Annotated in this window: 10 protein-coding genes; 1 reads left to right on the forward strand and 9 read right to left on the reverse strand. The window is 73.1% G+C overall.

Going from position 1 to position 11,553, the window contains the following annotated elements:
* Positions 1–132: 132 nt before the first annotated feature.
* The gene (locus NRP21_RS09170; RefSeq protein WP_257715888.1) at positions 133–1,164 is read left to right on the forward strand and encodes an AI-2E family transporter; all 1,032 of its coding nucleotides are present in this window, start codon (positions 133–135) and stop codon (positions 1,162–1,164) included.
* Here the strand turns inward: NRP21_RS09170 and thiD are convergent.
* The 9 genes from thiD to NRP21_RS09215 all read right to left on the reverse strand — a co-directional run.
* Entirely contained in the window at positions 1,151–1,966 is an 816-nt protein-coding gene (thiD, locus tag NRP21_RS09175; protein ID WP_257715889.1) for a bifunctional hydroxymethylpyrimidine kinase/phosphomethylpyrimidine kinase, read from the reverse strand. The genes NRP21_RS09170 and thiD overlap by 14 nt on opposite strands.
* Positions 1,963–3,342 (reverse strand): phosphoglucosamine mutase, encoded by a 1,380-nt coding sequence (gene glmM, locus NRP21_RS09180; protein WP_257715890.1) that lies wholly within the window; start codon positions 3,340–3,342, stop codon positions 1,963–1,965. The genes thiD and glmM overlap by 4 nt, the downstream gene beginning before the upstream one ends.
* 66 nt (positions 3,343–3,408) lie before the next feature.
* The gene (gene folP / locus NRP21_RS09185; protein WP_257715891.1) at positions 3,409–4,464 is read right to left on the reverse strand and encodes a dihydropteroate synthase; all 1,056 of its coding nucleotides are present in this window, start codon (positions 4,462–4,464) and stop codon (positions 3,409–3,411) included.
* Positions 4,465–4,591: 127 nt separating this feature from the next.
* Positions 4,592–6,517 (reverse strand): ATP-dependent zinc metalloprotease FtsH, encoded by a 1,926-nt coding sequence (gene ftsH / locus NRP21_RS09190; RefSeq protein ID WP_257715892.1) that lies wholly within the window; start codon positions 6,515–6,517, stop codon positions 4,592–4,594.
* 91 nt (positions 6,518–6,608) lie between these two features.
* On the reverse strand, positions 6,609–7,823 hold the full coding sequence (gene tilS / locus NRP21_RS09195; RefSeq protein ID WP_257715893.1) for a tRNA lysidine(34) synthetase TilS: 1,215 nt from the start codon (positions 7,821–7,823) through the stop codon (positions 6,609–6,611).
* Positions 7,824–7,837: 14 nt separating this feature from the next.
* Positions 7,838–8,758, reverse strand: a complete 921-nt coding sequence (locus NRP21_RS09200; RefSeq protein ID WP_257715894.1) for a tol-pal system YbgF family protein — start codon at positions 8,756–8,758, stop codon at positions 7,838–7,840.
* Positions 8,759–8,914: 156 nt separating this feature from the next.
* A complete protein-coding gene (pal, locus tag NRP21_RS09205; protein WP_257715899.1) occupies positions 8,915–9,409 on the reverse strand; it encodes a peptidoglycan-associated lipoprotein Pal in 495 nt (164 codons plus the stop codon).
* A 37-nt stretch (positions 9,410–9,446) separates the two neighbouring features.
* Positions 9,447–10,778, reverse strand: a complete 1,332-nt coding sequence (gene tolB, locus NRP21_RS09210; protein WP_257715895.1) for a Tol-Pal system beta propeller repeat protein TolB — start codon at positions 10,776–10,778, stop codon at positions 9,447–9,449.
* A 118-nt stretch (positions 10,779–10,896) separates the two neighbouring features.
* Positions 10,897–11,553: hypothetical protein (locus NRP21_RS09215; protein ID WP_257715896.1), on the reverse strand; the 657-nt coding region annotated here is incomplete at its 5' end.

The raw sequence follows: 11,553 nt of genomic DNA on the forward strand, positions 1-11,553 counted from the left end.
GCCGCACCGCGCCAGGGCACCGGGGATGCGCTAGCCCCCGCCCGCCGCCCGGGTCAAGCGAAGCCGTGCCCGCATTGCCGCACCGCACGCAACCGCGCGCAACTCGGCGCCCCGGCCCCCGTTGCGCCGGGCATGCGACATGACTCCGCCACCCTCCTGATCCTCCTGGCGGTCGTCGCCGTCCTGTTCTGGTTCGTCCCGGACGTCATCCTGATCGTCTTCGCCGGCTGCCTCCTCGCCGTCGCGCTCCGCGCGGCGGGGGAACCGGTGGCGCGCCACCTCGGCATCGCTCCGCACTGGGGCGTGATGATCGTCGCCCTGGTCGCCCTGGTGCTGATCGGGGTCGGCCTCTGGCTCGGCTTCAACAGCCTCGCCGCCCAGGCCCGGGAGTTCACCCAGGCCGTCCCACGCGTGCTCCAGCAGCTCGCCGGCCTCGTGGATGGCCTGCCCGGCTCGGACTGGCTGAAGCAGCAGGTTTCGCCGGAGAAGATGGAGCCCGCCGCGCAGACCGCGGCCAGCGTGGCGGTGCGCGGGGTCAGCGGAACCCTTGGCGCGCTCGGCAACCTGCTGCTGATCGTCCTGCTCGGCCTCTACATCGCCTCGGACCCCACGCTCTACCGGCGCGGCGCGCTCGCCCTCCTCGCCCCCGGCCTTCGCCCGCGCGCGGAATCCACGCTGAACGCCATGGCCCACGCCCTGCGCGGCTGGCTGCTCGGCCAGATGTTCGGGATGATCTTCACCGCCGTCGTGGTCTTCCTCGGCCTCTGGGCCATGGGCATCCCGCTGGCCGGGCTGCTGGCCATCCTCACCGGCCTGTTCAACTTCATTCCCTATCTCGGCCCGGTGCTGGGCTGCGTGCCCGCCGTCCTCATCGCCGCATCCCAGGATCCCTCGATGATCCCCTGGGTCATCGCGCTCTTCTTCGTCTCGCAGAATGTCGAAGGGAATTTCCTCACGCCCATGGTGCAGAAGCAGGCCAGCGACGTGCCGCCCGCCCTGCTGCTCGGCGCGCAGGCGCTCTTCGGCACGGGGCTCGGCTTCCTCGGCATCATGCTGGCCGCGCCCATCACCGCCGCAGCCATGGCCGCCATCAAGGTCTCCTACGTGGAGGGCTGGGTGGAGGACCCGGCCGACCAGGAGGAGCGCCACATCATCCGGCCGTGAGCGCCGCCACCCGGCCTGGGTCCACCGTCACCCCGTGGTCCAGCGGCCCGTGCCCGCGCCCGAAGCCGGGCGCGGAGCGGATCGCAGCCGCCACATAGGCCCGCGCCCGCACCACCGAATCCCGGAGCCCCATACCCTGCGCCAACCCCGCCGCAATGGCAGAAGCGAGGGTGCAGCCCGTGCCATGGGTGTGCCGCGTCTCGATGCGCGGGCTCTCGAACACCTCGATCCCGTCCTCGGTCGCCAGCACGTCGTGCAGCACGGGCCCGTCCAGGTGCCCGCCCTTCAGCAGCACGGCGGGCACACCGAGCGTCATCAGCGCCTCCGCCGCGTGCCGCATCGCGCCCAGGTCCGGGATCTCCATGCCGGAGAGCACCTCGGCTTCCGGCAGGTTCGGCGTCAGGATCGTCGCCAGCGGCATAAGCCGGCGCTTGAGCGTCTCCACCGCCTCCGGGGCCAGCAGCGGCGCCCCGCCCTTGGCCACCATGACAGGATCGGCCACCAGCGGCACGCCGCATCCGGCCAGCCCGTCGCAGACCGCATCGATCGTCGCGGCATCGGCCAGCATCCCCGTCTTGATGCAGTCCGCCCCGATATCCTCCAGCGACATGCGGATCTGCAGCCGCAGGAAGTCCAGCGGCACGGGATGCACGGCGCGCACCCCTTCCGTGTCCTGCGCCGTCAGCGCCGTGATCGCGGTGGCGGCATAGGCCCCCATCGCCGTCACCGCCTTAATGTCCGCCTGGATCCCCGCCCCGCCGCCGGAATCCGATCCGGCGACGATGAGAACGCGCCCCTTCACTCCGCCGCCACCTTCGCCGGCGAGGCCGCCGCCGCCCGGATCACACCGGCCAGCCGCTCGGTCAGGCTGTCCACCAGCGAATCATCCTCCGCCTCCACCATCACGCGGATCAGCGGCTCCGTCCCGCTCGGGCGGATCAGCACGCGCCCGCGCGCGCCCAGCTCCGCCTCCGCCGCCGCGATGGCCTCCTCCACGCGCGGGTCCGCCAGCGGGGTGCCCCCGGCATGGCGCACATTCACCAGCTTCTGCGGCAGCGGCTCGAAGCGTCGCAGAACCTCGCTCGCCGGCCTGCCCTCCTCCACCAGCACGGAAAGCACCTGCAGCGCCGCCACCAGCCCATCGCCCGTGGTGCCGTGGTCCGAGAGGATCACGTGCCCGGACTGCTCGCCGCCCAGGTTGCAGCCCCGCTCGCGCATCGCCTCGCCCACGTAGCGGTCCCCCACCTTGGTCCGGTGCAGCTTCAGCCGCTTCCGATGAAGGAATCGTTCCAGCCCGAGGTTGGACATCACGGTCGCCACCACCTCGCCCCCGCGCAGCCGCCCCTGTTGCGCCCAGGAGGAGGCGATCAGCGCCAGGATCTGGTCCCCGTCCACCACGGCGCCCGTCTCGTCCACCAGCACAAGCCGGTCCGCATCCCCGTCCAGCGCGATGCCGAGATCGGCCCGGCGCTCCCGCACCAGGGTCGCCAGCGCGCCCGGCGCCGTGCTGCCGCAGCCGTCGTTGATGTTGAAGCCGTCCGGCGCCACGCCCACCGGGACAACCTCGGCCCCCAGTTCCCAGAGCACCGTCGGCGCGACCTTGTAGGCGGCGCCGTTCGCGCAATCGACGACGATCCGCAGCCCCTCCAGGCTCCGCCCGCGCGGAAAGCTCGCCTTCACCGCCTCGATATAGCGCCCCGGCGCGTCCTCAAGCCGCGAGGCCCGGCCCAGCTTGGCCGGCGCCGCCAGCGCGGAGGCCAGGTCGCCGGCCATCAGCGCCTCGATCGCCTCCTCCTGCGCGTCGGAGAGCTTCAGCCCGTCCGGACCGAACAGCTTGATCCCGTTGTCCTGGTACGGGTTGTGGGACGCGCTGACCATCACGCCCAGGTCGGCCCGCAGGCTCCGCGTCAGCAGCGCGATCGCCGGGGTCGGCAGCGGCCCCACCAGCACCACGTCCATCCCCGCGCCCACGAAGCCCGCGGTCAGCGCCGGCTCCAGCATGTAGCCGGAAAGCCGCGTGTCCTTGCCGATCACCACGCGGTGCCGGTGCTGCCCCCGGTTGAAGAAGCGCCCGGCGGCCTGCCCCAGCCGCAGCGCCGTCACCGCATCCATCGGCGCGCGGTTCGCCACGCCCCGGATGCCGTCCGTACCGAAGAGCCGCCTTGCGCCGTCAGCCATGATGGCCTTCCCCAACCCGTCCCGCCCTGTCTAGCGCAACGCGGCGGGCATGGGCAGATCGGGCGCTCACACCTGGGGCGGCGCGCCCGTCGCGCTCGCCCGCCACAGCCGCAGCGCCGCCACCGTCTCCGCCACGTCGTGTACGCGCAGCATCGCGGCGCCCTGGGCGGCGGCGGCAACGGCCACGCCGAGGCTCCCCGCCATCCGGTCCCGCGGGCTGGAGACGCCGGAGAGCGTGCCCACGAACCGCTTGCGCGACGCCCCGACAAGGATCGGGCACCCCAGCCCCAGCAGCAGGGGCAGCCGGTCCAGGAGCTCCAGGTTGTGCTCCATGGTCTTGCCGAAGCCGATCCCGGGATCCACCGCGATCCGGTGGCGGGGGATGCCGGCGGCCTCGCAGGCGGCGATGCGCGCGGCCAGGAACTCCGTCACCTCCAGCGCCACGTCGGCGTAGCTCGCATGCTCCTGCATGGTGGCCGGCTCTGTGCCGGGCATGTGCATCAGCACCACGGGGCAGCCCGCATCCGCCACCACCGCCATCGCCTCGGGGTCGTGCCGAAGGGCGGAAATGTCGTTCACCACCTCCGCCCCCGCCTCCAGCGCGGCGCGCATGGTGGCGGCGTGGCGCGTGTCCACGCTCACCGGCGCGTCCTTCGCGATCTCCCGAATCACCGGCAGGATGCGCGCGATCTCCGCCTCGGCGTCCACGGGCGGCGCGCCGGGGCGGGTGCTCTCCCCGCCCACGTCGATCATGTCGGCGCCGGCCTCCAGCATGGCATTGGCCGCCATGATCGCCTCCCGCGGGTCGCTGTGCCGCCCGCCATCGGAGAAGCTGTCCGGAGTCACGTTCAGCACGCCCATCACCAGGGGGCGGCCCAGGGCGGCCGCCTCCGGCAGGCCGGCGAAGGGCGCGGCCGGGCGGGTCAGGGCCAGCACCGCCGCCTGCCAGTCCTCCGGGGTATCCACCGCGGGCAGCAGCCCGGCCGTCGCGCCGTTCTCGATCAGCCGGACGAGGGTGAAGGCCGACCGCCCCTCATCCAGCGGCACGGCGGCGCCTGCGGCCACGGCGGCGGCGGCGCCGCGCCCGTGCAGCAGCCCCATCGGTTCGACCCAGCGCGCCATCGCCCCTCCCCTCGTCCGGGATTCGCCACCCCCGGACGGAAACGGGGGCCACTGAGGGCCCCCGTCACATTCAAGCGTTTCGCTGCGCACCGCGCCAGAGGGGCGGCCCGGGATTGTAGGTGCCGCGTCAGGCCCCGGAGGGCGCCGGCTGCATCCCGCCCGTGTCGGGCCGCGGATTGGGCCGGCCGGAGGTGGGCACGCTGCCCCGCCCCTGGTTCACGGGCTCATCCGGGCGGTCCCGCACGATCGGGTCGCCGCGGAGCAGGTTCTTGATCTCGTCGCCCGAGAGGGTCTCGTACTCCAGCAGCCCCTTGGCCAGCCGGTGCAGATCCTCGATCCGGTCCGTCAGCGTGGTCTTCGCACGCTGGTAGGCCGTGTCGATGATCGAGCGGATCTCGCCGTCGATCGCCTGCGCCGTCGCCTCGGAGAGGTTCTTGGACTGCGTCACCGAATGTCCCAGGAACACCTCCTGGTCGTTCGAGCCGTAGGCCACCATGCCGATCTTGTCGGACATGCCCCACTCCGTGACCATCCGCCGCGCGAGGTCGGTCGCCATCTTGATGTCGCCCGAGGCGCCGTTGGAGACCTTGTCCGGCCCGAAGATGATCTCCTCGGCGACGCGGCCGCCCATGGCCATGGCCAGCTCGGCCTTCATCTTGGACTTGTGCTTGGAGTAGCGGTCGCCCTCCGGCAGGCTCATTACCAGGCCCAGCGCGCGGCCGCGCGGGATGATGGTGGCCTTGTGGACGGGGTCGCACTCCTCCTCGCTGATCGCCATCAGCGCGTGGCCGGCCTCGTGATAGGCCGTCATCCGCTTCTCGGCCTCGCTCATGACCAGCGAGCGGCGCTCGCTGCCCATCAGCACCTTATCCTTGGCCTGCTCGAACTCGTACATGCCCACGGTGCGCCGCCCGCTGCGCGCGGCCAGCAGCGCCGCCTCGTTCACGAGGTTGGCGAGGTCCGCGCCCGAGAAGCCCGGCGTGCCGCGCGCGATCACCTTCGGCTCCACGTCGGAAGCCAGGGGGACCTTGCGCATGTGCACGCGCAGGATCTTCTCGCGCCCGTTCACGTCGGGGTTGGGCACCACCACCTGCCGGTCGAAGCGGCCGGGGCGCAGCAGCGCCGGGTCCAGCACGTCCGGCCGGTTGGTGGCCGCGATGATGATGACGCCCTCGTTGGACTCGAAGCCGTCCATCTCCACCAGCATCTGGTTCAGCGTCTGCTCGCGCTCGTCATTGCCGCCGCCAAGCCCGGCGCCGCGGTGGCGGCCCACCGCGTCGATCTCGTCGATGAAGATGATGCAGGGGGCGTTCTTCTTGCCCTGCTCGAACATGTCGCGCACGCGGCTGGCGCCGACGCCCACGAACATCTCCACGAAGTCGGAGCCGGAGATGGTGAAGAAGGGCACGTTCGCCTCGCCGGCGACGGAGCGCGCCAGCAGCGTCTTGCCCGTGCCCGGCGGTCCCACCAGCAGCACGCCCTTGGGGATCTTGCCACCAAGGCGCTGGAACTTCTGCGGGTCGCGGAGGAACTCCACGATCTCCTCCAGCTCGCCCTTGGCCTCCTCGATGCCGGCCACGTCCTCGAAGGTCACGCGGCCCTGCTTCTCGGTCAGCAGCTTCGCCTTGGACTTGCCGAAGCCCATGGCCCTTCCACCGCCGCCCTGCATCTGGCGCATGAAGAAGACCCACACGCCGATCAGCAGCAGCATCGGGAACCAGGAGATGAGGATCTGGAAGAGCGGGTTCACGTCGCTCTCCTCAGGCCGCGCCACCACGCGCACGCCCTTTTCCGTCAGCCGCTGCACCAGCTGCGGGTCCTCGGGGGTGTAGGTGCTGAAGGCCCGGCCGTCCTGGAGCTGGCCCGAGACGATCCGCCCCTGGATGGTGGCATCCCGCACATGGCCCTGCTGAACCTCGTTCAGGAAGTCGGAGTAAGCCACCTGCATCCCGCGCTGCGAGGAGTTCCCCGAGGGCTGAAACAGGTTGAACAGCGCCACGAGCAGCAGGGCGACGATCACCCAGAGCGCGAGGTTGCGGCCGAAATTGTTCACGTGACGGTCCCGATCCTTGGCCGGCCCTGCCGGCTCAGAGAGCAAGATAGGGATGCCCGGCTCTACATGGAACCACTGGATGACAGCGCTTTCACGCGATGGGGCCTGATTCCGGCCGGAACTCCACCCTCCAGCCCGGCCCGGGCCCCGGCCCGGCCATCACCCGCCCCGAGGCGTCCCGCAGGACCGGCAGCCCGGCCGCGACGAATCCCGGCAGCCCCCCGCGGGCGAAGCCCGCCAGACCTATGCCGGCGAAGCCCGGCCCGGCCGCCCCAATCCACCCACCGTCCGGCACACTGCACACCCGCCAGCGCCCGTCCCACACCACCCCGGCCTCCGCCGGCACGGCCGCCGCGCAGCGCGCCGGTTCCCTGCCGATGAACCGCCCGCGCCACAGGGCCCCACCCAGGCTGCCGCCGCCCCGTGCCAGCATGGCGGCCACCGCCGCCCGCGCCGGCGGGTGCGCGCCGCCGCCCAGCGCCCGCAGCAGGGCAGAGAGCGCCGCCTCCGCCACCGCATCCCGCCCGAGCGCCGCGGCGTCCAGCACCGCCCACCCTTCAGTCCTGAATGTCGTGCACCCGGCCAGTCGCGCCGCGACGGCCGCCCGCAACCGGTCCCGCCGCTCGCCGAAAGCCCGCGCCGCCTCGGCCAGCGCCGCAACGCCCGGCCCCGTGCCGCCCGGATCGCCCAGCGCCCGCCGCAACCGGGCGCGGGCAAAGCGCGGATCGTCGTTGGAGGGATCGCGCACTGGCACCAGCCCGCGCTCCGACAGAAAGGTCTCAATCGCCGCCGGCGTCGCATCCAGCAGCGGCCGGAGGATCATCACCGCTCCCGCGGGCCGCGCGGCCGCCATGCCCGCCAGCCCCACCGGGCCGGACCCGCGCAGCGCCCGGAAGGCCAGCGTCTCCGCCTGATCCGCAAGATGCTGCCCGAGCAGCAGCCAGGGCGCCCCCGCCGCTTCCGCTGCCTTCGCCAGGGCCGACAATCGTGCCGCTCGGGCCCGCTCGTGCAACCCTGGCCCGGGCGCAAGGCCTAGGGTCAGCACCGCCGCCGGGATCCCGAGGCTGCCGAGCCGCGCCGCGACGCCGGCCGCCTCGGTGGTGCTCTCCGCCCGCAGCCCATGGTCGGCCACCAGCGCCAGCACCCGCCCGCCTCGCGCCAGCGCCCAACCCGAGGCCAGTATCGCCAGGGCCAGGCTGTGCGGCCCGCCCGAGACCCCGACCGCCAGCAGGGGCGAGGGCCCGAAAGGCCCCAGCCCCGCCATCCCGGCGGCAAACACCGTTTCGAGATTGCCCGGCGGCGCCACCGCCGGGCCTGCGCTCAGCGGCAGCCGGCGCGCTGTCGCGCCTGCGCCGCCCGGTCCGCCTGCGCCCCGGCCAGCCTCGGGAAGCCGGTCCGCAGGTTGTCCAGCGTCTGGCAGGCCTCGACCTTCGCGTTGAAGCCGACGAAGGCGTTCGCCAGCCCGATCAGCGCGTCCGGCGCACGGCCGGAGGAGCGCGACCGGCGATACGCATCGTCATAGGCCAGGGCCGCGCCCTGGAAATCGCGCTTTCCCAGCAGCGCATCGCCCAGCAGGACACCCGCATCCTGCCCCCGTGTGGTGGAGCGGGAGGCCAGCACCTCCCGGGCCGCTGCCTCGGCCGTGGCATAATCCCGGCGCCCGATCGCCGCCTGGCCCTCGCGCAGCGCGATCTCCGGCGTGCGGGGAGCCGGCGCCGCCGGCTGGCCCGGCGGGGGGGCGGGAACATCACCCGGCGGGGTCAGCGCGCCCTGCTGCTGCCCGCCGGCCGGTCGCCCCGCCGGGGGGGCTCCCCCGGCTGGCGCTCCGCCACCCCGGCCCTCCAGGGCGTTGAAGCGGTACTCCATGTCGCCCTGCAGCTTCTCGATCCGCTCCTGCAGGGTGCGGTTCTGGTACTCGGCCTGCTCGGCGCGGCCGCGTTGGCGCCGCACCTCCTCCTCCAGGTCGCCCACGCGCCCCAGGAGCTGGCCCACGATCTCGCCGCCCGCCGCCGGCGCGCCGCCGCGCCCGGGCGGCGGCAGCTGCGGCTGCGGATAACCGCCGCCCCCGCCGCTTCGCCGCACCATCTCAAGCTCCTGGCGAAGCTGCAGGATCTGGTTCTGCAGGTAGATGCCCTCCCGGCTCTCCGCCTGCGCCAGCGCGCGGCCGGCCGGCACCAGCCCCGCCAGCACCACCCCCGCCATCAGAACGCCCGCCCTCAGAACGCATCGGGTCCGCAGCATCCTCAAACCCCCTCGTGGCGCGCCCGAGACCCGGCGCGGCCATGCACGGCGCGAACCGGCCGCGCCCGATCATCGGATCACCCCGCCGCTGCCGGCAAGGCAACAGTTCGGCCCGGCGCGCTGGGCACCGGGCCGCCAGTCCCTGGAAACCGGCCCTTAGCGGACCGTCGTCACCGCGCGGCGGTTCTGCGCCCAGGACGCCTCGTCCGAACCCAGGGCCGCCGGGCGGTCTTTGCCGTAGGACACGGTCTGGATGCGCTGGCCGGAGACGCCGGCGGCCACCAGCAGGTCGCGCGCATTGTTGGCGCGGCGCTGGCCGAGCGCGAGGTTGTACTCGCGGGTGCCGCGCTCGTCGGCATGGCCCTCCATGTACACCGTCACCTGCGGGTAGCGGGCCAGCCAGGCGGCCTGGCGCTGCAGCACGTCGCGGCCATCGGCGCGCACCTGGCTGCTGTCGGTGTCGAAGAACACGCGGTCGCCGACATTGGCGACCAGGTCCTCCTGGCTGCCCGGGCGGACATTGCCCATGCCGCCGGCGCCCGCCAGCCCGCCCGAGCCGCCCGCGCCGGTCGCCGCCGCGTTCTGGTCGTCGTTCGAGCAGGCCGAGAGCAGGGCAATGGCGCCCAGCGCGGCCAGGATCTTCACGTTCATCATGTGCTCCTGTGCAAAGGTTTCGGTAGGATAGCGATCAGGCCAACAAAGGTGACCAGGAGGGATCGGTTGCATCGGTCGGCGTCACCATCTGCCGCTCGTTGAAACCGGCGATATCGATCTGGGCCAGCCGGGCGGAGTAGCCCTGCCCGCGCGAGCCGCTCGCCCGGCTCTCGCGATAGAAGGCAAGAACGCGGCCATTCGGCGCGAAGGTCGGCCCCTCCATGCCCCAGCCCTCGGAAAGGATGCGCTCGCCGGAGCCGTCCGGCCGCATCACGCCGATGCCGAACTGGCCGCCGGAGATGCGGGTGAAGGCGATCAGGTCCCCGCGCGGCGACCAGACCGGCGTCGCGTAGCGGCCACGCCCGAAGGAGATGCGCCGCGCCCCGCCGCCGCCGGCCGACATGACGTAGATCTGCTGGTCCCCGCCCCGGTCGGAGTTGAAGACGATCTGCGAACCGTCCGGGCTGTAGCAGGGCGAGACGTCCAGCCCGCTACCGGAGGTGAGCTGCCGCTGCGCGCCGGAACCCGCGTCCACGGCATAGATGTTGGCATCCCCGCCCGTGGCGTAGGACAGCACCACCGTCCGCCCGTCCGGGCTGAAGCGCGGCGAGAGGGTCATGCCCGGGAAGGAACCGAGCACCCGCGAGGAACCGCTGTTCAGGTCGAACAGGTACACGCGCGGCTGGTTCTGGAAGTAGGACATGAACACGATCTGCTGCGCGTTCGGGTGGAAGCGCGGCGAGAGGACCTGGAAGGACCCGTCCGTCAGGAAGCGGTTGTTCTCGCCGTCCTGGTCCATGATGGCCAAGCGACGCGTGCGCCGGTCGCGCGGCCCGCTCTCGGCCACGTAGACGATGCGCGTGTCGAAATAGCCCTTCTCGCCCAGCAGGCGCTCATAGATCACGTCAGAGATCAGGTGCGCGATCCGGCGCCACTGCGCGGCCGGGGCGGTGAAGGCGGTGCCCTGGATCTGCTGCTCCGGCAGCACGTCCCACAGGCGGAACTCCACGCGCAGCCGCCCGCCCTGGTCCTCCACCCGGCCCGTCACCAGCGCGTTCGCGCCGATCACCCGCCAGTCCTGGAAGCGCGGCGTGCCGGCGGCGGCCTCGGCACTCTGGATGAAGGCCGCGTTGTCCACGGGGCGGAACAGGCCGGAATTGCGCAGGTTGGCCTGGATCACCCGCGCGATGTCCGCGCCGCGCCCGCCGCCGGCCAGGGCCGGCACGGCGATCGGGATCGGATCGGTGCGGGCCTTGGTGATGTCGATCACGGCCCCCTGGGTGGTTCCTTGGGCGCGCGCGGTGGCCGGCACGGTAAGAAGCGCGGCGCCACCCAGGATCAGGCCACGCCGATCGGTCGTCATCATGGATGCGAAACCTCGGTGCTGCGGGAGGGGGAAAGAGCCGAAGCCGCGCCGGGGCGCAAGCCGCCGGGCGGCGAAAGCCCGGCTCTCTCCTGAGAGTTGATCGTGCGCGGGCCCGGCATCAACGCGTCAGCCCGCGCGGGCTGAAGCGGAAGACGGCGTTGTTGACCGCCGCCAGCTTCTCGCGCGGCAGGGCGGTAGAGGCGCATTTGGGGTCGAGCAGCGCCCGCCGGGCCGCCTCATACACGGCCCGGGCGCGCGGATCGCTCGGCACGCCGCTCACCGGCCGGACGATGCGGATGGTGCCCTGTGCGTCCGTCTCTACCTTCATCTCCACGGTGATGCTGCCGATGTCCGGAGCGCCGCCGTCCACGGACCAGCACTCGCTGATCCGATCGGCCAGCCCCCGGATCTCGCCGGACGTCAGCGCGGCCGTGCCCGTCGGCGCCCCGCCACCCCGGGCGGGGCTGCCCGCCGCCGGATTAGGCCGGCTTGCCGGCGCCTGGTTCTGCGCCTGCATGGCGCGCAGCCGCTCCAGCGTGTTCTGCACGGCGTTGCTGTTCTCCGCCGGATTCCGCACGGGCGGGGTCTGCCCCGTGCCCGGGCGGTTGTTGCTCTCCCGCGCCGGCGGCACGGGCGGCTGGTTCGGCACCGCGTTCGGCCGGGCGGGCGCCGGCGGCGCCGGCGGGCTGGCCGCCGCCTGCTGCTGCGGCGGGGCCGGAGGAGAGGGCGGGGCTGGCGGCGCGGGCGGGGTCTGCGCCGCTTGGCGCTGCGGCGG

The sequence above is a fragment of the Roseomonas populi genome (assembly GCF_024594815.1).
Classification (GTDB): domain Bacteria; phylum Pseudomonadota; class Alphaproteobacteria; order Acetobacterales; family Acetobacteraceae; genus Roseomonas; species Roseomonas populi.

Bases quoted from the DNA above. Each gene is read 5' to 3' on its own strand.
- NRP21_RS09170 (WP_257715888.1), top strand. From the start codon at position 133: ATGCGACATGACTCCGCCACCCTCCTGATCCTCCTGGCGGTCGTCGCC.
- glmM (WP_257715890.1), bottom strand. From the start codon at position 3,342: ATGGCTGACGGCGCAAGGCGGCTCTTCGGTACGGACGGCATCCGGGGC.
- folP (WP_257715891.1), bottom strand. From the start codon at position 4,464: ATGGCGCGCTGGGTCGAACCGATGGGGCTGCTGCACGGGCGCGGCGCC.
- NRP21_RS09200 (WP_257715894.1), bottom strand. From the start codon at position 8,758: ATGCTGCGGACCCGATGCGTTCTGAGGGCGGGCGTTCTGATGGCGGGG.
- pal (WP_257715899.1), bottom strand. From the start codon at position 9,409: ATGAACGTGAAGATCCTGGCCGCGCTGGGCGCCATTGCCCTGCTCTCG.
- tolB (WP_257715895.1), bottom strand. From the start codon at position 10,778: ATGATGACGACCGATCGGCGTGGCCTGATCCTGGGTGGCGCCGCGCTT.